Origin of the sequence: Hyphomicrobium sp. NDB2Meth4, assembly GCF_900117445.1 — a bacterium.
Taxonomy (GTDB): domain Bacteria; phylum Pseudomonadota; class Alphaproteobacteria; order Rhizobiales; family Hyphomicrobiaceae; genus Hyphomicrobium_A.
The window spans coordinates 370,065-390,921 of record NZ_FPEJ01000003.1 but is presented as its reverse complement, the minus strand read 5'-3'; the positions used below and the strand labels follow the sequence as shown (position 1 = coordinate 390,921).

At 64.3% G+C, this 20,857-nt stretch carries 18 protein-coding genes; 4 read left to right on the top strand and 14 right to left on the bottom strand.

Features of this window, described 5'->3' with window-relative positions:
* Positions 1–4: 4 nt before the first annotated feature.
* Both NDB2M4_RS08030 and purD read right to left on the bottom strand, forming a co-directional pair.
* Positions 5–988 (bottom strand): patatin-like phospholipase family protein, encoded by a 984-nt coding sequence (locus tag NDB2M4_RS08030; protein ID WP_072372835.1) that lies wholly within the window; start codon positions 986–988, stop codon positions 5–7.
* Between the two features lie 138 nt (positions 989–1,126).
* Positions 1,127–2,410 (bottom strand): phosphoribosylamine--glycine ligase, encoded by a 1,284-nt coding sequence (purD, locus tag NDB2M4_RS08025; protein WP_072372833.1) that lies wholly within the window; start codon positions 2,408–2,410, stop codon positions 1,127–1,129.
* Between the two features lie 105 nt (positions 2,411–2,515).
* Between purD and xseA the strand changes: the two genes are divergently transcribed.
* Positions 2,516–3,994, top strand: a complete 1,479-nt coding sequence (xseA, locus tag NDB2M4_RS08020) for an exodeoxyribonuclease VII large subunit (RefSeq protein ID WP_244536090.1) — start codon at positions 2,516–2,518, stop codon at positions 3,992–3,994.
* A 76-nt stretch (positions 3,995–4,070) separates the two neighbouring features.
* The gene (locus NDB2M4_RS08015; RefSeq protein WP_072372829.1) at positions 4,071–4,310 is read left to right on the top strand and encodes a DUF2093 domain-containing protein; all 240 of its coding nucleotides are present in this window, start codon (positions 4,071–4,073) and stop codon (positions 4,308–4,310) included.
* Here the strand turns inward: NDB2M4_RS08015 and lpxK are convergent.
* Both lpxK and NDB2M4_RS08005 read right to left on the bottom strand, forming a co-directional pair.
* On the bottom strand, positions 4,307–5,374 hold the full coding sequence (gene lpxK / locus NDB2M4_RS08010) for a tetraacyldisaccharide 4'-kinase (RefSeq protein WP_083556031.1): 1,068 nt from the start codon (positions 5,372–5,374) through the stop codon (positions 4,307–4,309). The two genes, NDB2M4_RS08015 and lpxK, sit on opposite strands and share 4 nt — an antisense overlap.
* Complete coding sequence (locus tag NDB2M4_RS08005; RefSeq protein WP_072372827.1) at positions 5,364–7,394, bottom strand: glycosyltransferase N-terminal domain-containing protein; 2,031 nt, start codon at positions 7,392–7,394, stop codon at positions 5,364–5,366. The genes lpxK and NDB2M4_RS08005 overlap by 11 nt, the downstream gene beginning before the upstream one ends.
* A gap of 186 nt (positions 7,395–7,580) precedes the next feature.
* Between NDB2M4_RS08005 and NDB2M4_RS08000 the strand changes: the two genes are divergently transcribed.
* Entirely contained in the window at positions 7,581–8,318 is a 738-nt protein-coding gene (locus NDB2M4_RS08000) for a fused DSP-PTPase phosphatase/NAD kinase-like protein (RefSeq protein WP_072372824.1), read from the top strand.
* 10 nt (positions 8,319–8,328) lie between these two features.
* Here the strand turns inward: NDB2M4_RS08000 and NDB2M4_RS07995 are convergent, their stop codons facing one another.
* The 8 genes from NDB2M4_RS07995 to NDB2M4_RS07960 all read right to left on the bottom strand — a co-directional run bounded on the left by NDB2M4_RS07995 (position 8,329) and on the right by NDB2M4_RS07960 (position 18,231).
* The gene (locus NDB2M4_RS07995) at positions 8,329–10,146 is read right to left on the bottom strand and encodes an ABC transporter ATP-binding protein (RefSeq protein WP_244536088.1); all 1,818 of its coding nucleotides are present in this window, start codon (positions 10,144–10,146) and stop codon (positions 8,329–8,331) included.
* Positions 10,143–10,394: a DUF4170 domain-containing protein gene (locus tag NDB2M4_RS07990; RefSeq protein ID WP_072372821.1), complete on the bottom strand. Its 252-nt coding sequence runs from the start codon at positions 10,392–10,394 to the stop codon at positions 10,143–10,145. The genes NDB2M4_RS07995 and NDB2M4_RS07990 overlap by 4 nt, the downstream gene beginning before the upstream one ends.
* Before the next feature lie 235 nt (positions 10,395–10,629).
* Positions 10,630–11,595 carry a 4-hydroxybenzoate octaprenyltransferase gene (gene ubiA, locus NDB2M4_RS07985; RefSeq protein WP_072372819.1) on the bottom strand — a complete coding sequence of 322 codons (966 nt, stop codon included), beginning with the start codon at positions 11,593–11,595 and terminating at the stop codon, positions 10,630–10,632.
* Between the two features lie 103 nt (positions 11,596–11,698).
* Complete coding sequence (gene hisS, locus NDB2M4_RS07980) at positions 11,699–13,183, bottom strand: histidine--tRNA ligase (protein ID WP_072372816.1); 1,485 nt, start codon at positions 13,181–13,183, stop codon at positions 11,699–11,701.
* A 72-nt stretch (positions 13,184–13,255) separates the two neighbouring features.
* Positions 13,256–14,089, bottom strand: coding sequence for a metallophosphoesterase (locus tag NDB2M4_RS07975; protein WP_072372813.1), 834 nt, complete (start codon positions 14,087–14,089; stop codon positions 13,256–13,258).
* A gap of 58 nt (positions 14,090–14,147) precedes the next feature.
* Positions 14,148–15,515, bottom strand: a complete 1,368-nt coding sequence (glcF, locus tag NDB2M4_RS07970; RefSeq protein WP_072372811.1) for a glycolate oxidase subunit GlcF — start codon at positions 15,513–15,515, stop codon at positions 14,148–14,150.
* A gap of 15 nt (positions 15,516–15,530) precedes the next feature.
* A complete protein-coding gene (gene glcE / locus NDB2M4_RS07965) occupies positions 15,531–16,745 on the bottom strand; it encodes a glycolate oxidase subunit GlcE (protein WP_244536102.1) in 1,215 nt (404 codons plus the stop codon).
* A 19-nt stretch (positions 16,746–16,764) separates the two neighbouring features.
* On the bottom strand, positions 16,765–18,231 hold the full coding sequence (locus NDB2M4_RS07960) for an FAD-binding oxidoreductase (protein ID WP_072372805.1): 1,467 nt from the start codon (positions 18,229–18,231) through the stop codon (positions 16,765–16,767).
* A 317-nt stretch (positions 18,232–18,548) separates the two neighbouring features.
* Here NDB2M4_RS07960 and NDB2M4_RS07955 point away from each other — a divergent pair, with 317 nt between their 5' ends.
* Positions 18,549–18,926 carry a c-type cytochrome gene (locus NDB2M4_RS07955; RefSeq protein ID WP_072373417.1) on the top strand — a complete coding sequence of 126 codons (378 nt, stop codon included), beginning with the start codon at positions 18,549–18,551 and terminating at the stop codon, positions 18,924–18,926.
* Between the two features lie 153 nt (positions 18,927–19,079).
* Here NDB2M4_RS07955 and NDB2M4_RS07950 read toward each other — a convergent pair whose 3' ends face one another.
* Both NDB2M4_RS07950 and NDB2M4_RS07945 read right to left on the bottom strand, forming a co-directional pair.
* Positions 19,080–19,295, bottom strand: coding sequence for a hypothetical protein (locus NDB2M4_RS07950; protein ID WP_072372803.1), 216 nt, complete (start codon positions 19,293–19,295; stop codon positions 19,080–19,082).
* Between the two features lie 128 nt (positions 19,296–19,423).
* Positions 19,424–20,806, bottom strand: a complete 1,383-nt coding sequence (locus NDB2M4_RS07945) for a glutamate--cysteine ligase (protein ID WP_072372800.1) — start codon at positions 20,804–20,806, stop codon at positions 19,424–19,426.
* Positions 20,807–20,857 lie beyond the last annotated feature (51 nt).

Here is a 20,857-nt window from a genome sequence, read left to right as displayed (position 1 = left end):
CGGCTCAAGCCTTGGGCGGGCGGCGCTTCAGAATTGGCCGCCGCTGGCGCACGTGCTGGTGCGCAGGCGGGTGGGCGGGTTGATGCTCGATGGCTTCGGGTAGCGTTTCGGCTTCGAGCAGGCGCGAGAGTTGCGCTTTGACGCGCTCCTTCGCGGGCTCGGCAGCGGCGAGGATTTCATCGAGCTTGAGGAAGTCTAGGATCTGGAAGCGGCTGGTTCCGGCGTCGATGTAGAGATCGGGCTGACGGCTGCGCAGCTTTTCGCGGATGATGGTGCGCTCGAAGATGAAGTTTGCCGCGAACAGTGTCTCCCATGCCTTCGGCACCTCCTGGTCGGGGCGGCGAACGGGTGCGCCCGATGCATCGACGGCGACGGTGAGGTCGGCTTCATCGGCGATGATGTCGAAGGGGAGCGGATTGACGAGGCCTCCGTCGATGAGCACGCGTCCATCGATGACCATGGGCTGGAAGATCACGGGCAGCGCCATGCTGGCGGCGACGGCCTGACGAAGCGGACCCGACGTGAAGACAACTGCCTCCTGCGCGTAGAAGTCAGACGCGACGATTTTGAGTGGCGTCGTCAGATGGGCGAAGTCGGGCGAGACGCGCGGCGGCAGGATGATGTCGAGCAGCTTCTCGGCCGAGAGAAATGCCGGACGTGGCGCGAGGGCGTTGAGGAAGCCACGGGCGGCGCGCACCCGTGCAGAGTAAAGATCGCGCACGAGATCGAGGCGCTTTCTCAGCACCTCGTAAGTGTGTTCGCGGATCTGCCTGCCGCTGAGACCGGAGGCATAGGCCGCCGCGAAGATGGCGCCGATCGACGTTCCGGCGATGATCTTGGGGCGAACGCCCAGCTCATCGAAGGCTTCCAGAATGGGGATGTGCGCAAGGCCGCGAGCGCCGCCGCCGCCGAGGGCGAGCGCGATGCTCGGCACGCGCGAGGCGGTTGCCGGAACAGAGGCCTTCGTGGCGAGCGGAGTATCGTTCATTCGAAACGCTATGCCTCAGGTGACGACGTCATTTCGCATGGTGGTGGCACAGGCTCGTGGCGCGGCATCGGCCGGACAGTAGCGCGAATTGATGCAGCCTTGCACGGTACTGCAAGCCGCATCGATCATGATGCCAGCTCAGGCGCGTTCCTTCTCGCGGGCGATGGCGCGCCAGCCGATGTCGTGGCGATAGAAACCGCCCGGCCAGTCGATGCGGCTGATGGCGTCGTAAGCACGCCCCTGCGCCTCGCCGACTGTCTTGCCGCGTGCGGTGACGTTGAGGACGCGGCCGCCATGCGCCAGGAGACGATCGCCGTCTTTGCGCGTGCCGGCATGGAAGATCTGGACGCCTTCCACTTCGGATGCAGCGTCGAGGCCTTTGATCTCGGTGCCGACTTCCGGCGATGCAGGATAGCCGTTGGCTGCCATGACAACCGTCAACGCGGCATCGTCGTGCCAGCGCAAATCGAAGCTGGAGAGAACGCCGTCGGCGGCGGCAAGCAATGCGGGAAGCAGATCGGACTTGAGGCGCAGCATCAGCACCTGCGTTTCGGGATCGCCGAAGCGCACGTTGTATTCGATGAGCTTGGGACCGTCGGCGGTGATCATGAGGCCGGCGAACAACACGCCCTTGAATGGCGTACCGCGCTTCTGCATGGCGGCGACGGTCGGCTCGATGATCTCGCGCATGGTGCGGGCGATCATCTCGTCGGTCATGACCGGGGCGGGCGAATAGGCGCCCATGCCGCCGGTGTTGGGACCGGTGTCGCCGTCGCCAACGCGCTTGTGATCCTGCGCGGCGGCAAGCGCCAGCGCGTGCTTGCCGTCGACGAGCGCGAAGAAGCTTGCTTCCTCGCCTTCGAGGAACTCCTCGACGACAACCTCGCTGCCGGCCTTGCCGAAGACACCGGCGAAGCAGTCGTCGATGGCGGCTTCGGCTTCGGCGATCGTCTGCGCGATGGTCACGCCTTTGCCAGCAGCAAGACCATCAGCCTTGATCACGATGGGCAGCTTCTGGCCGGCAAGATACGCTTTGGCGGTCGTGGCGTCAGTGAAGCGGCCATAGGCCGCGGTGGGGATATCGAATTCGCGGCACAAGTCCTTGGTGAAGCCCTTTGACCCTTCAAGCGCCGCGGCGGCCTGTTTGGGGCCGAAGCACTTGATCCCGGCCGTCGCGAGATCATCTACGATACCAGCGACGAGAGGCGCCTCGGGACCGACGACGACGAGATCGATGGCGTTGTCCTTACAGAAGCGGATGACGGCTGTGTGGTCGGCTACGGCGAGCGGCACACATTCGGCTACGTCCGCAATTCCGCCGTTCCCGGGCGCACAATAGAGTTTCGTTAACAGTGGGCTCGCTGCCAGCTTCCAAGCGAGGGCATGCTCGCGGCCGCCGGAGCCGAGGAGGAGTACGTTCATCCTGCTGCTTCTCTCGAAAGATCGGGGACTTCTGCCAGGGCAGGCCTTGCCTGAGCGCGGACTGATGTATCATCGAATCGGAATGCCACAAACGCCGAGCGAACATTGAGCCAGACAACGATCCAGGGGCAGAGCGGCGGCAATGTCGCCGAGTACACGGTTTCGGAGCTTTCCGGCGCGATCAAGCGGTCGCTGGAGGAAAACTTCGGGTTCGTGCGGCTGCGCGGTGAGATCTCCGGGTTCCGCGGCGCGCACGCCTCGGGGCACTGCTATTTCGCGCTGAAAGATGACAAGTCGAAGATTGAGGCTGTCATCTGGAAGATGACCTACGGGCGCCTCAAGGTGAAGCCCGAGGAGGGGATGGAGGTCATCGCGCAGGGGCGGGTGACAAGCTATCCCGGATCGTCGAAGTATCAGATCGTCATCGAGAGCCTGGAGCCCGCGGGGCTCGGCGCGCTGATGGCGCTGTTGGAGGAACGCAAGCGTCGCTTTGCGGCGGAAGGGCTGTTTGCCGAAGAGCGCAAGCGGGCGCTGCCGTATCTGCCGTATCTCGTCGGTATCGTGACGTCGCCCACAGGCGCCGTTATTCGCGACATGCTGCACGGGTTCACCGAGCGCTTTCCGACGCGCGTGATGGTGTGGCCGGTGCGCGTGCAGGGCGAGACGTGTGCGATGGAAGTTGCGGCGGCGATTACCGGCTTCAACGCGTTCGGGATCGATGGTCCGATGCGGCGGCCGGATGTGCTGATCGTGGCGCGTGGCGGTGGCAGCCTCGAAGACCTTTGGGGCTTTAACGAGGAAATTGTCGTGCGCGCGGTGGCGGCGAGTGCGATCCCGGTTATCTCGGCCGTTGGCCATGAAACGGATTGGACGCTGATCGATCTCGTTGCGGACGCACGTGCGCCGACGCCGACGAAAGCTGCCGAATGGGCGGTACCGAAGTACTCCGATCTGGCGCAGAGCACGGACAGCTTTGGCGCGCGGCTCAGCATGGCGGCTCGGCGTGCGCTACAACATTCTCGCACGCATCTGAAAGCTGCTTCCCGCGGTTTGCCGAGGCTCGAAGATCTCCTGGCGATGCCGCGCCAAAGGTTCGATGCATGCGAGAAGCGTCTTGGGCGCGCGCTGCTCGCCAACACACGTTCGCATCACACGCGTTACGTGCGCGTTGCCGGACGCTTCAGTGCGCGGCCCATTATGCAGCGCATCTCGCTGTGCCATGAGCGTGCCGCGGTGCTGCAGTCGCGTGCGGCGCAGGCACTCCGCAACGGGGTCGGAAACCGACGGCGGCAGCTCTCAAGCTTCGATAAGCTGCTGACCACGTTGAGCTATCAGAGCGTGCTGCAACGCGGATTTGCACTGGTGCGCGATGGGGCAGGACGGCCGCTTCGCGGTGCGGCATCGGTGGCGGCCGGCGAGCGTCTGGAGCTTGAATTCCACGATGGCCGGGTGGAGGCAGAAGCGCTCGGCGGGGTGGTATCGGACAAAAAGGATGCCTCCGCGGCACCTTCGCAGGCGCAGCCGAGCCCGGGATTGCGCAAACCGCGCAACCGCGGCGGCAGCGATCAAGGCTCACTCTTTTGAACGAATTCCTGCTGCAATGCTTGACGCGACGGTTGCGATTGGCATTGTGGACGGCTGACATCGGCTAGAGATACGCATGAACAGGATCGACAGGTTCTTCGGCCTCCGCGGAGAGGCGAAGGTGAAGTTCCTTAATGGAGAGTTTCAGGTTCTCTCTCCTGGGGATTTTGTGCGCTGTGCCGTGACCGGCGAGCCGATCATGCTGCCCGATCTGCGCTACTGGAGCGTTGACCTGCAAGAAGCCTATTCGACGCCTGAAGCGTCCATGCAGCGCTTTCTGGAACTGCGCGACAAGCAGGCGACCGAAGGGCTTTAAGCCGACCCCGTTGGCGGTGGCCGGTGACGGCGCGATGAGCCCTTCAGTGCTGCCTCTATCAGCGAGTCCAAGCGGGCCAATTCTTTTTCACTGATTTTGATTTCGATCGGCAGCACGCGCGTTTGTGCGGCCAATTCCGCCAGTGCTGCGCTTCCCGACAGTCGCGCGAAATCCTTCTCGGTCGTCACGAGGTGAGCACCGGACTTGCGTGCCTTGGCGAGCAGCTTCGTGGCATCGGCAGCCGTGAACTGATGATGATCGGCGAAGGAGACGACGTCGGCCAGCGTGGCACCAAGCTTCTCGAGCAGGCGATAGAAGCGGCGCGGATTGGCAATGCCTGAGAAAGCCAGCAGCGGCGTCTTTGCAATCCACGCGTTGTCACCGGCGGGCACGATGTGCGCGGTGAGTACCGGGCCGGGAAAGCCTTGGCGCAGAATGCCGAGCACGCTGCCATCGCTGCCGGAGTCGGGCGGATCGCGTACGATGATGGCGTCGACGATACCAAGCTGGAAATCGATGGGCGCGCGCAATGGGCCGGCGGGTATCACCTCGCCGTTGCCGATGCCGCGCTTGCCGTCGACGAGCGCGATGGAGAGATCCTTGGCGAGCGACGCGTTCTGCAGGCCGTCGTCCATGATGACGACGGTCGGCGCTTCGCTGTGGTGTTCGATGGCGATGATGCCGGCGCGGCGGTCGCGAGAGACGAGTGTCGGGGCAACGGCTGCAAGCAGCAACGGTTCGTCGCCGAATTTGCGCGCGGCAGCGGGGCCGTTCTGAACCCACGCGGGGCCGGCCTCGCGTCCGCCGTACCCGCGCGTCAGGAACACGGGGCGCTCGCCTCGCGCTATGAGATGGCGGGCGATGAAGAGCGACAGCGGTGTCTTGCCCGTGCCGCCAGCGGTGAAATTGCCGACGCAAATGACGGGCAGGCGCGAACGATATGGCGTGCGGCGAAGATACTGGCGCTCGGCGAGCCAGCCGTATAAACGGCTCAGCGGCAATAGTGCCCGCTGGCGCATGTCGTCAGCGCCGCCGTACCACCAGGACGGCTCGTCAAGACGCACGCTTCAATCTCTCGTCTGGGAGGTAGCGCAGCAGGGCTTCGACGGTCTTGTCGAGGGCGCCGGACAGTGTGTCGAGTGCTCTAGTCGCGCCATCGCGCATGTTCTGCATGTCGATGGGGTTGTCGAGCAGCTTCAAGACAGCGGCGGCGATGTCGGCCGACGACTTCACCTCGATAGCCCCCTCGTGGCGCAGCAGCGTGCGATAAGCGTCGCGGAAGTTCTGCCAGTGCGGACCGGTGAGGACGGCGGCACCGTGGCGTACCGCTTCGATGGGGTTCTGTCCGCCGCGTTCAACAAGCGATCCGCCGATGAAGGCGATGGGGGCCAGCGCGTAGAGCGTGCCAAGCTCTCCGATGGTGTCGGCGATATAGATTTCGGTGCGTGGGCCCGGCAGCGCTCCGGTCGAGCGCTGTGCAACGGTGAAACCGAGGTTCTTGAGCATTTCGGCGAGCGCGGTGCCGCGCTCGGGATGGCGCGGCGCGATGATGGTGCACAGCCCTTCAAAGCTGCGGGCGAGCGCGCGATGGGCGACGGCAATGCTTTCTTCTTCGCCTTCGTGCGTGCTGGCGGCGGCAAACACGGGTCGGTCGCCGAGTGCGGCCTTCAATCGCTCGAGTTCGTTGAGGTCGATTGGGGGCGGCGGAGCGTCGATCTTCAGATTGCCTACCGAGACGACGTTGCGCGCGCCGAGGGCGGAGAAGCCGAGCGCCATGCGGTCGTTCTGCGCCAGGATGATGTTGAATCGGCTGAACAGTGGCACGGCCATCGACTTGTTGCGCTGCCAGCGGCGGCGGCTGCGATGCGAAAGGCGCGCGTTGACCAGTGCGATGGGGATTTCGCGGCGAGACGTTTCGAGAATGAGCGACGGCCAGATCTCGGATTCAGTGAACACGGCAAGGTCGGGTCGCCAATGTTCGAGGAATCGTGCGGCGTACTGCGGGGCGTCGAGCGGTACATATTGATGAATGGCATTGGGGCCGAGGCGACGCTCGGCCAATCCGGCGGAAGTGACAGTGCCGGTCGTGAGCAAGAAGTGGAGGTCCGGGCGTGCCGCGCTCAGCGTTTCGATGACGGGGAGCACGGCATTGGTTTCGCCGACGCTGGCGGCGTGCACCCAGCACAGCGCGCCGGTGGGGCGCGCAATACTCGCATGTCCGAGACGTTCGCCGCGGCGGCGCGGATCTTCTTTGCCGCTGCGTTCGCGCACTTTGAGGATCAGCGGCGCGAAGGGGCGCAGCATGCTCATCGTCGTGCGGTATGTCTTGAGGCGGAAGTCAGGGTCTGCGGGCGGGGCGTCGGGCTCGGTCAGGCTCAGCGGTGTGGCGCGGCGAATGTCGGCGCCGACGATCTGATAGGCACGCTTGGTGACAGCGTTGAGGGATCGCTCCACCTGCTGGCGGGCGAACTCGAGTTCGGCTTCGCCAGCGTCGGCAGAGACCCAGATGGGGTCGCCCGCGACGTAGGCGATCTTGGAGGCGGGCAGGTTGATCGTCAGGCGGCTCCAGGTGTCGAGCGAACGGAAGCGGGAGCTGGCGACCGCACATGGGACGATGGGGCGGCCCGACATGCGGGCGATAGTGACGATGCCCTCCCCGGCGCGGCGGGCGGGGCCAGGCGGCACGTCGGCGGTCATGACGAGGGAATAGCCGTCCTTCAGCGAGCGGACAGCTTGCCGCAGGGCATGGACGCCGCCGCGGTCCTTTCGGCGGCCGCCGGCGCCGGCGCCGCGAATCAGTTCCACGCCGAGGCGTTCCATGGCGGCGCCGATCAGCTCGGCATCGCCATGGCGGGCCACCATGGCTGCGACCTTTACGTCCGGTCCTGGGCGGAATCCGGATGTCAGCATGAATTGGCCGTGCCAGACGGCGACGATCAGCGGGTGGTCGGCAGCGAGCTTCTGGAGCGCGTTTTCAGGCTCATAGACGATCTTCGAGGTCCGGCGGACCAGCGAAATCATGCCGGCCAAAGCGCGGCCGGCGAGTTGATTCAGTCTGTGCGTGGTGTCAGGCGAACGTGCCATCCTCTAGGGTGCCTCGGCGCCAGATCGCCTCGTCAATCAAGCGGTTCTCCGCGAACCACTTGCAGGTGGTTCCTATAGCGAATATTTAGCGATGGCAAACTGGGACGTTCGGGCACACACCGACAATTTTTGGTGGTTGCCCAGTTACGTGCGGCCCGCGCCCCTAACTTTTTTCAGCGGACGTTAATGGCCGGATTGGTGAAGCGGGCGAAACGCTCCTGGCGGCGCGTTGGACGGGGGGCTCGCCAGCGGTTCGTGCGCGCCATGCCGCCATGGCTGCGGCGCCGGGCGCTGCCGCCTGCGTCCTACATGGATATGCTGTTCGTGGATCACGGGATATTCCGGATGGTCTACCTGAACAGCCATCGGATGTCAGCCAAGGCCTGGCGTTCGGCGCAGCCAGCGCCGCATCACATCCGCCGCTTTGCGCGGGCTGGCGTACGCACTGTGATCAACCTCAGGGGGCCGCGCGAGTGCGGCAGCTACTGGCTGGAGCGGCGCGCGTGCAAGCGGCACGGGCTGAAGCTGGTCAACTACCAGATGCGCTCGCGCGCGGCGCCGACCAGGGAAGAGCTGTGGGGCGCCAAACGGCTCTTCGAGGAGGTCGAATATCCGGTGCTGCTGCACTGCAAGTCAGGCGCGGATCGCGCCGGCATCATGAGTGTTCTCTACCGCCACATCCAGGAGGGCGTGCCGATCGAGGAGGCCAAGCGCGAGCTTTCGCTGAAGTACGGCCACATCCGTCAGGCGCATACGGGCATCCTCGACTATTTCTTCGAGCGGTACATCGCAGACAACGCCGTGCGGCCGATGCCGTTCTTCGAGTGGGTCGATACCGTTTACGACCCCGATGAACTGCGCAACTCGTTCCGCTCCAAGGGCTGGGCGAATCGGATCGTCGACAGCATCCTGGTGCGCGAGTAGTCGCGCTTCGCTACGTCAGTTCGGCTTCGGGGAGTGGGCCAGCAAGCGCCTGTGAACGCACGAGGCGCGCGTAATATCCGTCTGCAGCCAGAAGCTCGCGGTGGGTTCCCGTCTCGACGATGGTGCCTTCGTCCATAACGCAGATCAGATCGGCGTTCTGCACCGTCGAGAGGCGATGGGCGATGACGAGCGTCGTCCGGTTCTTGGTGAAGCGCGCCAGGGCCTCCTGCACAAGACGTTCCGACTCGGTGTCGAGCGCGCTGGTCGCCTCGTCGAGCAGAAGGATCGGTGCGTCCTTGAGGATGGCGCGTGCGAGGGCCAGACGCTGGCGCTGGCCACCTGAAAGGCGCAGGCCACGATCGCCGATCTCGGTGGCGTAGCCCTCGGGTTGGGCGAGAATAAACTCGTGCGCGGCGGCAGCTTTGGAAGCGGCGATAATGGCATCCTGCGGCGCGCCGAGACGGCCGAGCGCGATGTTGGCGCCGATGGTGTCGTCGAACAGGGTGACGTCTTGGGAGACGATGGAGATGGCGTCGCGCAGCGATGCCAGCGTGACGTCGCGGATGTCCTGGCCATCGATGGTGATGCGGCCGCTGCCGACGTCGAACAGGCGCGGCACTAAGTTAAGCACCGTGGACTTGCCAGCGCCGGAGCGGCCGACCAGCGCAACCGTCTTGCCCCCAGGTACGGCAATCGTGAAATCGGAGATGGCCTGGATATCGCCCGCGTCGTAGCCGAATGAAATGTGGTCGAAGCGGATGGCTGCCTTGTCGATGGCGAGGGGTTTGGCGTCCGGCTTGTCGACGATGTTCGGCTTTTCGTCGATGAGGCCGTAATAGCTCTCGGCTGCGGCCAAACCCTCGTTGATGCGGCCGGACAGGTTGCCGAGCGCGCGGATGGGCTGGGACGCCATCAGCAGGGCGGTGATGAAACCCATGAAGTCGCCAACGGTCGAAATGCCGCTGGCGATGCGCCAGTAGGCGAATGCGATGACGCCGGCGACAGCAATGCCGCCGAGGGCTTCGAGCAGAGGATCGATGCGGGCGCGGTTGCGCACCGCCTTCATGCGCAGGTCGTAAACGTCCTCAAAGCTCTTGTTCAGCTGCCCGGTCGCGTAGTCTTCAAGGCGGAACGATTTGATGAGGCGAGCGCCCGACAGCTTCTCGGTGAGCTGCGAGGTCATGCCGCCGAGCTCGTTCTGTGTCCGTTTGGCGACGCGGCGCAGACGTTGCGACAGATGCGCGACGGGAAGCGCGGCGATGGGATAGATGCCGAGGACGATCAACGACATCACGGGATCGAGGTAGATCATCGAGGCGACGAGGGCCACGATGGTCAGCGAATCTCGGATCGCCGTGTTCAGCGCGGCCTGGGCTGCGGTCTGGATGAAGCTGATGTCGTTGGTCAACTTGGAGACGAGGCGTCCGGGGGTTTCGCGGGCGAGGCGTCCAAAGTCGGAGGTCATCAGGTGCGCGAAGGCCTGCCGCTGCATGTCGGTGGTGAGGCGCATGACAATGCGGCTGGTTTCAACGGTCTGCGCATACAGCAGGATGCTGCGCAGCATCGTGGCCCCGACGATGGCGCCCAGCACGTAGATCAACATGCCGGACTGGTCCTTCATCAGCATGTCGAAGGACGCTTTGATGATCATCGGGTACGCGCCGGTGATGGCTGCCAGCAGTCCGGTGAGGACCATGGCTGCCGCCAGCTCACGCCAGCGTGGATAGATCCACTCTTTGAGGAAGCGCAGCAGCAGCCCGCGGTTGTGCGCGTCGAGGCCGAGCGCGCCGGAGCTGCCTTTGCCTGGCGTGGATGGGCGCGGCTTCACGGGGACGCCTTCACGATGGCGTCGTCCGGTTCGAGCAGGCGATGGATGTGCACGACGAAGTAACGCATCATCGCGTTGTCGACCGTGCGCTGCGCGGCTGCTTTCCAGGCGGCGTGCGCTTCGGCGTAGTTGGGGTAGACGCCGACGATGTCGAGGTCCTTGAGGTCACGGAACTCGACGCTATCGAGCGATGTCAGCTCGCCGCCGAACACGAGGTGCAGCAGTTGTTTCGGCGTCTTGTCGGTCATGAAGCATTATCCCCCGTGCAAAGCTTTGATGATGAGTTACTAACATCGGCCGGAACAGGCCGCGAAGTTACGGCGAATTTACGCTATCTTTTAAGGCGGCAGGAAGCCGGATGTGTCATTCTGCCTTCACGGTCGCACAAGACGGCTGGCTCTGAAGACAACGGCGAGGCTTCCCATTTCGGCTTGAATCCGCGGCACGGGTTCAAGCCGAAATTGCTTAACGCTTGCGACATGCTTAACTGAGGCCCGCCATCCACGACAGGATCGTGTCGGCGGCCAGGCCGATGAAGATGACGACCCCCACGTCGCGGTTGGAGCGGAAGCGGCGCAGGCAATTCTCGCCATCGTTGATGTTGAGCGTCGTTACCTGCCAGGCCATCTGCAGAGAGGCCAAAACCACAGCGGTAAAGTAAATTAGGTGCGTGCCGGCCATGTAGCCGGCGGCCAGCCACAGCACGACCGCGGCAGCATAGAAGCCGCCGACCCAGGTCATAGTGTTGTCGCCAAAGCGGATGGCGGTGGAGCGCAGGCCGAGAAGAAGATCATCCTCGCGGTCTTGATGGGCATATATCGTGTCGTAGCCGATGGTCCACAGCACCGAGCCCGCATAGAGCAACAGTGCGGGGAGGCCGAGCGAGCCCGTGACGGCCGTCCAGCCGACCAGAGCGCCCCAGTTGAAGGCAAGGCCGAGTATGAACTGCGGCCAGTGCGTGAAGCGCTTCATGAACGGATAGAGCGCGACGAGGAACAGGGATGCCGCGCCGAGCTTGATGGTGAATGCGTTGAATTGGATCAGAACCAGCAGGCCGGCGAAGGCGCAGAACGTGGCGAAGGCCAAGGCCTCGGCGGGCGTGACCTGACCTGAAGGAATGGGGCGGCCGGCCGTGCGCGGGAGCTGGGCGTCGTAGTTGCGGTCGACGTAGTCGTTATAGGCGCAGCCGGAAGCACGCATGGCAAGGGCGCCCACGGCGAACAGGATCAGCAGCCATGGGTCAGGGTAGGGCTGGTTGAGGCTTACGCCTGCGAGGCCGACCGACCACCAGCACGGCAGCAGCAGCAACCAGAAGCCGATGGGGCGGTCGAGGCGCGCGAGACGCAAATAGGGGCGCATCGGTCTGGGAGCGTAGCGATCCACCCAGTTGTTGAGCGGGGCATCCGCAACTCGTGTGCTCTGCTGCACTGTGGTTGAATCGGCCTGCATGTTCCCGCGTGTCCATCGCTGCCCGGCAGACCCTAGCTGGCGCCGGAGATGGGAGCAAATATGGCGTTGCGGTGCTTGGTTCCGGATCAGCCGACCCGGGCCTCTACCCGGTGTGGCGGGCCAGGATTTTGCGCACTTCGGAAATAAGGTCGGTGGCAGGCACGGTGACCTGGGCGGGCCGCTGCTCCTTCCACTCCTTGTTGTCCTTGATGGCTGCAGCGGCCTTGGCGCCCTCGACGAGGTCCTTGAGGGTGACGTTGCCGGCGGCATGCTCATCAGAGCCCTGGATGACGACGCAGGGGGAGTTACGCTTGTCGGCGTACTCGAGCTGCTTGCCGAACTTCTTGGGGTTGCCGAGGTAGAGCTCGGCGCGGATGCCGGCGGCGCGCAGGTCCTGAACCATCTTCTGGTAGTCGGGGAGGCGCTCCTTCTCCATCACAGTGACGATGACGGGGCCGTCGGGTGCGGCTTCCTTGTCCTTGTGGAGGGCGAGAAGAGCGGCCTGTAGGCGCGAGACGCCGATGGAGAAGCCGGTTGCGGGCACCTTCTGACCGGTGAAGCGAGACACGAGGTCGTCGTAGCGGCCGCCGCCGCCGACGGAGCCGAAGCGGACGGGGTTGCCCTTTTCGTCCTTCACCTCGAACGTCAGCTCGGCCTCGAATACGGGGCCGGTGTAATATTCGAGGCCGCGGACGACCGAGGGATCGATGGAGATTCGTTCGGGGCCGTAGCCGGCGCCGCGCACGAGGTCGGAAATTTGCTGCAGCTCGTCGCGTCCGGCGGCACCTGCGGCGCTTCCCTCGAGCGTCTTTTCGAGCTTTTCGAGCTTGTCGCCGGACGCCGTTTCGAACACGCTCATGATGGTGTCGATGGCCGAAGCTTCGAGCTCGGCGCCGGTGGTGAAGTCGCCGCTTTCGTCTTTGCGGCCTTTGCCGAGCAGCTCGCGCACACCGGCCGGACCGAGGCGGTCGAGTTTGTCGAGCGCGCGCATGGCGATGAGCCAGCGCGCATCGTTATCATCGCCGCTGAGGCCGACGATCTCGCGCAGGCCGTCTAGGATCTTGCGGTTCGATACTTTGACAACGTAGTCGCCGCGCTTGATGCCGAGCGCTTCGAGCGTGTCGGCGGCAAGCATCAGCATTTCGGCGTCGGCGGCGACGCTTTCAGCGCCCACGGTATCGGCGTCGAACTGGGTGAACTGGCGGAAGCGCCCGGGGCCGGGCTTTTCGTTGCGGAAGACGCTGCCGACCGCGTAGCGGCGGAAGGGCTTGGGCAGAAATTGGAAGTGCTGGGCGACGTACCGGGCGAGCGGCGCGGTGAGATCGTAGCGCAGGCTCATCCATTGCTCGTCCTCGTCCTGAAGCGAGAACACGCCAGCGTTGGGGCGATCCTGGTCGGGGAGGAACTTGCCGAGCGCATCGGTATATTCAAAGACCGGTGTTTCGAGCGGCTCGAAGCCGTAGCGCTCGTACACCTCGCGGATCTTCGACAGCATCGCCTGCTGCTGGCGCAGCTCGGTGGCCTCGATGTCGCGCAGACCGCGCGGGAGGCGCGGCGTCGGCCGCTGATCTTTCTTTTGCTTGCTCATTGTGTGCTTGCTCGGCGCCGGTGTGCGCGGGTTTTGCGCGTTATAGCGGCTTAAGACTGTTACGCAATCGGATCAGCGCTCAGAGGGCTTAGCCGGGCGTGCTGGCGGGTGACCGAAGGGGCGCTTCAACTCGGCGTAGGTGCCGAGGGCCGGCACGGAGACGATCTGGCGCTCTGGCCAGCGCAGGGCCGTCAGCTTGCCGCCAAAAACGCAGCCAGTATCGATGCACAAGGTGTTGTTCAGCCATTGTGCCTCGGCGACCGGCGTGTGGCCATAGACTATGGCGGTATTGCCACGGTAGTCGGCTGCCCAGTTGAAGCGCTCGGCGAGGCCATCGGGGCCGACGCGGCCCGAGGTGTCGCCGAATAGTCCGAACTCGTGTGCGCGCGGATATGTGCGCCCGAGCATGCTTTCCTTGATGCCGGCGTGGGCGATGGCGAGGCGGCCCGCGTCTAGCCAGGCGTGGCTGGGCAAGCGGTTGAGAAATTCGAGCGTGCGCGCCTTGAAGGCATCGGGTTCGCCTTCGAGCTGGGCGATGGTGCGCTCGAGGCCGCTACTGATCTTGACCTTGTTGCCCTTGAGCCAACGCAGGAACTTGTGGTCGTGATTGCCGGCGACGGTGTGCGCATGTCCGGCGGCCGCCATATCCATGACGAGGCGCAGCACGTCGGGTGAATTGGGGCCGCGGTCAACGAGATCGCCGACAAACAAAACGCGGCGTCCGGCCGGTGTGCTGGTCACTGCGCGGCGGTCGTTTCCCGTGCCCGCGAAGCGTACGCCGTATCCGAGCTGTTGCAGCAGCGTCGTCAGTTCATCGATGCAACCGTGCACGTCGCCGATGATGTCGAAGGGGCCGGACTGGTGGCGGGAATCTACCTTGATGAAGTGTGCTTCTTGATTTTGCATTTCAGGCAAATGGCATCAGCCCCTGCGTAGCAGAGCCGCAGTTGAGAGACAGGCCACCTCAGGCGTGGATGAAGTCCTCGGCGCGCCGTTGCTTTGGCTCGGGGACGTTGGAAACGAAGCGCGCTAAGGGCTCCAGACCGCGCGGCACAGGACCGCCGTAGGCCCAATCCAACAGCTCCACCGTATGCACCACGGGGACGTCGACCTGTCCGGAAAGCTGCGAGATGCAGCCGATGTTGCCCGCGGCGACGAGGTCGGGCTTGATGCGCTTGATGTTCTTGGACTTGCGGTCGCGCAGGGCGCCGGCGATCTCTGGCTGCATGATGTTATAGGTGCCGGCCGACCCGCAGCAGATGTGCGACTCAGGGATGTCGACAACGCTGTAGCCGGCCTTGGAGAGCAGATCGCGCGGCTGTTCCTTGATGCGCTGCCCGTGCTGCAGCGAGCACGCGGGGTGATAGGCAACGCGCAGCGACGACCAGCGCTTGGGCGGTCCAAGCTCGTAGGCGCCGAGGAATTCGGACACGTCGCGGGCGAGTGCGGAAATGCGCGCAGCGCGGGCGGCATATTCCGGCTCGCGCTTCAGCATGTGGCCGTAGTCCTTGATCGTAGTGCCACAGCCCGACGCGTTGGAGATGATGGCGTCGACCGGGCCCTTGGCGAGTTCCTTCGTCCAGGCATCCACATTGCGCTTAGCGAACTCGATGGCGCCGGCTTCGTCGCCGAGGTGGTAGGTGAGCGCGCCGCAGCAGCCCGACCCTGATGCGACGACGACATCGACACCACGGCGGGCCAGCAAGCGAATGGTGGAATCGTTGATGCCGGGGCGCAGCACCTGCTGCGCGCAACCGGCCAGCATGATGACGCGTGCGCGGCGCTCGTCCTCGGTTGCGGCGGTGCCGGGGCCCTCGAACTTCGGCGATGGCGGCAGGACGGCGGGAGCCAGATCGATCATGGCGGCGAGCTGCTCGAAGCCGAAGCGGCGCAGCATCTTGGTCCATGGGCGACCGAGCGGAGCGAGGCGGATGGCGAAGCGGAAGCGCTCGGGGTAGGGCAGGATGCCGGCCAACAGGCGTCGGACGAGACGCTCCTTGAATGGGCGCGACGCGGTCTGCTCGACATAGGCGCGGGCGAGGTCGATCAGGTGCATGTAGTCGACGCCACTGGGGCAGGTCGACATGCACGACAAGCACGAGAGGCAGCGATCGAGGTGATGCTGCACTTCCTTGCTGGCGGGCGCGTTGTCCTCCAGCATGTCCTTGATCAAGTAGATGCGCCCGCGCGGGCTGTCGCGTTCGTCGCCCAGCAGCACGTAGGTGGGGCACGTGGCGGTGCACAGGCCGCAATGCACGCAGCGGCGCAGAATGGACTCGGCTTCCGCGATGCGCGCGTTGCTCAGTTGCTCAGGCGTGAAGTTCGTCTGCATGCGCTGGGCGTGCCTTCACAAGTTGGCGTACATGCGGCCGGGGTTGAGAATGCCGGCCGGATCGAAAGCGGCTTTGAGACCACGGGTAAGCCGTTCGAGCGGCGGGCTCAAGGGCTGGAAGACTTCCACCGCTGCGCGGACGGCCGGTTCAGCGCGGATTAGCATGGCGTGACCGCCATGGATGGCGGTGACGCGGCGGATTTCGGCGGTGCCGGCGTCGGCGGCGGACGGCACTTCGAGCCAGATGAGGGAGCCGCCCCAGTCGTAATAGGCTTCGGCGGGCATATAACGCTTGATGGCCGAGACGAGCTTGGGAGCGGTCGTTGCTTTGGTGGAGATGCGCCAGAGGAGCGTCTGGCGATTGTGGGGCATGACCGACAGGCGCCGCAGCTCGTTCCAGAACTCGAGCGTCTCGCGATGCTCGAGCTCGAGCGCCTTGCCATAGACCTTCAACGTCTCTTTCAGGCGCTGCTTGCGGCCGGCGACTGCGGAGGCGAAGTTTTCCAGGCGCAGGGCGGTAATGGATTTATTGAGGGTCTTGAGACCCGGGTGGTTGAGACGTGCGGCGACCGGGGCGGGGAGGTGCACGGCGCCCGAGACCTCGACGGGCATCATCATCGCGGCTGACAGCAGCTCGATCGCGAGATTGTCCGGCAGGCCGAGGTAGATGATTGTTACGGACGTTTCCGGCCAGGGAATGACCTTGAAGGTCACCTCGGTGAGCGCGGCGAGCGTGCCCCAGCTTCCCGTGAGACCGCGGGTGATGTCGTAGCCGGTGACGTTCTTCATCACGCGGCCGCCGGCCTGGAACAGCTCGGCGCGGCCGTTGACGCCTCTGACGCCGAGGAGGTGATCGCGCGCGGCTCCGTAAAGGACCCGGCGAGCGCCGGACATGTTGGTTGCAAACACGGCGCCGATTGTTTGTGAGCCTTGCGGGCCACCGGTCGTGGGGCCGAGGTCGATGGGCTCGAAGGGCAGCATCTGCCCGCGCGCGGCCAGTTCTGCCTCGATCTGCGATAGCGGCGTGCCGGCGCGCGCCGACATCACCAGCTCATTGGGCTCATACAACGAAATACCGCGCAGCGAAGCTGTAGTGATGGTGACGACGCCGTCGACAGGGCGTCCGATCGCGCGTTTGCTGCCGGAGCCGACAATCTCGATCGGCAGGCGCTTTTCCACGCAGCCTGCGATGACAAATTGAAGCTCCCAGTCGGCGCCGGGGCGTTGCACGTCGCTCAATTCTCTCTCCTCAGGCTGCCTGATCTGCAGCCGGACGCTCGCCGCTGGCTTCGAGCACGCTGAGCGGGAAGACCTTACCCGGGTTCAAGAGCCAGCCCGGATCGAAAACACTTTTAATGCGCATCTGGACCGCGAGATCGGATGGGGAAAACTGCACTTCCATCAAATCGCGCTTCTCGATGCCGACTCCGTGCTCGCCCGTAAGGCAGCCGCCGACTGCTACGCACAGTTTCAGAATCTCGGCGCCGGCCAACTCAGCCCGGTTCGACTCGTCCTGATCGTTGGCATTGTAGAGGATGAGCGGATGCAGGTTTCCATCGCCGGCGTGGAAAACGTTGGCGACCTTGAGGCGATGCTCGGCGCAGATCTGGGCGATGCGGCTCAGCACCTCCGGCAGGCGCGCGAGCGGAATGGTGCCGTCCATGCAGTAATAATCGGAGATGCGGCCCATCGCGCCGAACGCGGCTTTGCGGCCCTTCCAAATGCGGGCGCTGTGCTCGGCCGAGGTGCTGGCCTCAATGACCTGCGGATCGAACGATCGGGCGATGTCGACGATGTCGCGCAGCAGGCGCGTGGTTTCATCCTCGTAGCCCTCGACCTCGACGATGAGCAGGGCTTCGACGTCGAGTGGATAGCCGGCCTTGGCGTAAGCCTCGCAAACAGCGATGGCTGGCCGGTCCATATATTCGATGGCGACGGGGATAATGCCGGAGCCGATGATGGCGGCGACGCATTGGCCGGCAGCTTCGCACGAGGAAAATCCGAGCATGACTGGGCGCGCGGACTCGGGTTTGGGCACGATCTTCAGCGTTGCCTCGGTGACGATGCCGAACTGGCCCTCCGATCCGACGACGAGGGCGAGGAAGTCATAACCTTCAGAGTCGGGATAGGCGCCGCCGATCTCTACGATCTCGCCATCGACGAGCACCATCTTGAGGCCGAGCACGTTGTTGGTCGTTACGCCGTACTTCAGGCAGTGGGCGCCGCCGGAGTTCATGGCGACGTTGCCGCCGACGGTGCAGGCGAGCTGGCTCGATGGGTCGGGCGCGTAGAAGAAGCCTTCGGCGGAGACCGCGTCGGTGATGGCGAGATTGGTGATGCCGCACTCCACGGTGATGGTGCGGTTGATAAAATCGGTCTCGATCACGCGGTTCATGCGCGAGGTGCCGATGACGATCGAGTCGGCGGTCGGAAGCGCGCCGCCGCAGAGCGAGGTGCCGGCGCCGCGCGGTACGACGCGCACGCCATTCTGATTGCAGTACCTCAGGATCTTGGAGACGTCCTCGGTGGAGCGCGGAAGGGCGACGGCGAGCGGCGCCTGGCGATAGGCGGTCAGCGCATCAGCCTCGAACGCGCGACGGCCCTCCTCCTCGGAAATCACGCCATCGACACCGATGAGCGCCTCCAGGTCCTTGACGATGGAGTCTCTCCGGTCGAGCACAGCCCGGTCTGGTTCCGGCATCCTCGACAGCGTCATGCGTTTCTCCGGCGTGGCAGTTCCAGTAACGGCGATAGGCATACACGTATGTGACTTACGCGTACCGCAGTTTGGCGGCCACTGGCTTTCAGCGGCGGCCTTTGGGCTTTGAGCGATCTCGGGCTGACACTACAGCTTTTCGCCCGATGAACCGATACCTTATCACTAGCGTCCAATGATAACCCAATTCGCTTGCTACCCAATAGCTTGCTCTTTCTTTGGCCGGCTGGACTGGTGCTGTCGGCCGCTGATAGGGCGTCAAATGGCCTTGATCGCAGGCTGCGCATTTGCTGATCTGCGTGGAACGGGAGGACGGCATGACGTGCAGGGGACTATTTGCAGCGGTGGCGTTGCTTGTCGCTGGCTTGCCCGCCGCCGCGCAAGACGCCTCCAAGGGTGAAGCGGTGTTCAAGCGGTGCCGCGCGTGCCACGCCATTGGGCCGGACGCCAAGAATAAGGCTGGTCCTGCGCTAACTGGCGTGGTGGGGCGTAAGGCCGGGGCTGCACCGGGCTTCAATTATTCAGATGCCATGAAGGAAGCTGGCAGCAAGGGCATCGTCTGGACGGAAGATAATCTGTCCAAGTACCTCGAAACGCCGGACAGGTTCGTGCCCAACAATGTGATGGCGTTCCCCGGCATCAAGAACGAAGCCGAGCGCAAAGACCTCATCGCGTTCCTGAAGCTCCACAAATAGCGGCGCGGCTTGCGCGACACCAAACTCGAAGCCCGAGCAGACGAAGCCTGACGGGCGTCGCGTGCCAGCTCTCCTGCGAGATCGTGTTGGGCGCGCATGCACCGCGGCGGCTAGTCGTGGTCCCCATGTGTGTGGGGGGATCGGCAAAGCGGGCTATTTGCGGATGCAAGCCTGCATGCAGCGCGTGAAGGCGATCTCGCAGCTCGGCGAGCCCTTGGTCGAGATTCGGCACTGATTGTATTGGTTCTTGCAGCTGGAGCCGCACTGGCCCGCCGCCACGCGATCGCTAGAGCCGACACCGATGGCGATAAGGGTGGCAAGGGCCACCAATACAGTCATGAGCGCCCAGTTCAACTTGCGTCCGAGCACGTTAGTTCTCCCGCCGCTTGCCCGCTTCGGCCCGTCAGAACGGATGCCTCAGAGAATGCCCCATAGTGCCCTGTGGTCGAGTAAACGTCGCCTAGGATGAACACAACCTGAACCAGGGCGCCAGTGGGTCAGAACGCATATTCTTCAAAGACATGATCGATCTGGCGGTGCCAGGGGCCCTCGAAGCGCTCGATGAGCCGATCGGCCAGTGTACGGCCCGAGTGGGCCACTTCGTCGAGAAGGTCGAGATAAACCGATTCATCCTGACTGGCCGCGTTGATGCGACGGCGCGCGCGCAGTCCGCGGCGGGCGATGCGGAGCACTTCGCGGGAGATCTGCTGAACGGTGGTGTCGCGGAATTTGGTGGTGAGGGCGGTTCTGGGGACGGCGTTGCGTAGTGCCTCGCGCTCCTCTGCGGTCCAGTCTTTGACGAGGTTCCAAGCCGCATCGAGTGCCTGCTCGTCATAAAGAAGGCCGACCCAGAAGGCGGGAAGTGCGCAAATGCGCTGCCAGGGACCGCTGTCGGCACCGCGCATTTCCAGGAAGCGCTTCAGACGGACTTCCGGGAACAAGGTGGTGAGGTGATCGGACCAGTCGTCGATGGTCGGGCGCTCGCCTGGGAGCTGGGGCAGCTTGCCGTCGAGGAAGTCTTGGAAGGAGGCACCGGACGCGTCGATGTAGCGGCCGCCGCGGTAGACGAAATACATCGGCACCGACAGGGCGTAGTCGACGTAGCGCTCGTAGCCCATGCCTTCCTCGAATACGAAGGGAAGCATGCCGGTGCGGCGCTTGTCGGTGTCGCGCCAGACCTCGCTTCGCATCGACTCGAAGCCGTTGAGCTTGCCCTCCGTGAAGGGAGAGGCGGCGAAGAGGGCCGTCGCGATTGGCTGCAGTGCAAGGGAAACGCGCAGCTTCTTGACCATGTCGGCTTCGCTGGCGAAATCGAGGTTCACCTGGATCGTTGCCGTGCGGTACATCATGTCGAGGCCGCGCGAGCCGACGGTCGGCATGTAGCGCGTCATGATGTTGTAACGCTGCTTGGGCATGTGCGGGGTTTCCGCCAATGTCCACTTGGGCGAGAAGCCGAGCCCGATGAAGCCGATGCCGAGTTGCTCGCCGACGCAAAGGACCTCGCGCAGGTGGGCACGGGTTTCGACGGCGGTCTCGTGCAGTGTCTCGAGGGCGCCGCCCGACAGCTCGAACTGACCGCCGGGTTCCAGGCTGATGTTGCCACAGATCTCACAGCCTTCCCGCTTCAGGGCGATGATCTTGTCGCCCTCCATGATCGGGTCCCAGCCAAAGCGCGTTATCAGTGCTTTGAGCAGGGCAGAGATGCTGCGGGCGCCTTCGTAAGGGACGGGCGTGAGGGTGTCCGTGTGGAAGACGAACTTTTCGTGCTCAGTGCCGATGCGCCACGCGGCCTTAGGCTTTTCACCAGCGGCTATCCAACCCACGAGATCATCGCGCGAGCGGATGAGCGGGCTTGGCGCGCCATCTTCACGGGTGGACATTCAGCAGGCCTTCAAAAGGTTCGACTGGCTCTTGGGATCCGTGGGTTGACG

Excerpts from the sequence above, each read along its gene's own strand:
- NDB2M4_RS08030 (WP_072372835.1), bottom strand. The coding sequence starts at position 988 with ATGAACGATACTCCGCTCGCCACGAAGGCCTCTGTTCCGGCAACCGCC.
- purD (WP_072372833.1), bottom strand. The coding sequence starts at position 2,410 with ATGAACGTACTCCTCCTCGGCTCCGGCGGCCGCGAGCATGCCCTCGCT.
- NDB2M4_RS08015 (WP_072372829.1), top strand. The coding sequence starts at position 4,071 with ATGAACAGGATCGACAGGTTCTTCGGCCTCCGCGGAGAGGCGAAGGTG.
- NDB2M4_RS08005 (WP_072372827.1), bottom strand. The coding sequence starts at position 7,394 with ATGGCACGTTCGCCTGACACCACGCACAGACTGAATCAACTCGCCGGC.
- NDB2M4_RS08000 (WP_072372824.1), top strand. The coding sequence starts at position 7,581 with ATGGCCGGATTGGTGAAGCGGGCGAAACGCTCCTGGCGGCGCGTTGGA.
- NDB2M4_RS07990 (WP_072372821.1), bottom strand. The coding sequence starts at position 10,394 with ATGACCGACAAGACGCCGAAACAACTGCTGCACCTCGTGTTCGGCGGC.
- ubiA (WP_072372819.1), bottom strand. The coding sequence starts at position 11,595 with ATGCAGGCCGATTCAACCACAGTGCAGCAGAGCACACGAGTTGCGGAT.
- hisS (WP_072372816.1), bottom strand. The coding sequence starts at position 13,183 with ATGAGCAAGCAAAAGAAAGATCAGCGGCCGACGCCGCGCCTCCCGCGC.
- NDB2M4_RS07975 (WP_072372813.1), bottom strand. The coding sequence starts at position 14,089 with ATGCAAAATCAAGAAGCACACTTCATCAAGGTAGATTCCCGCCACCAG.
- glcF (WP_072372811.1), bottom strand. The coding sequence starts at position 15,515 with ATGCAGACGAACTTCACGCCTGAGCAACTGAGCAACGCGCGCATCGCG.
- NDB2M4_RS07960 (WP_072372805.1), bottom strand. The coding sequence starts at position 18,231 with ATGACGCTGTCGAGGATGCCGGAACCAGACCGGGCTGTGCTCGACCGG.
- NDB2M4_RS07955 (WP_072373417.1), top strand. The coding sequence starts at position 18,549 with ATGACGTGCAGGGGACTATTTGCAGCGGTGGCGTTGCTTGTCGCTGGC.
- NDB2M4_RS07945 (WP_072372800.1), bottom strand. The coding sequence starts at position 20,806 with ATGTCCACCCGTGAAGATGGCGCGCCAAGCCCGCTCATCCGCTCGCGC.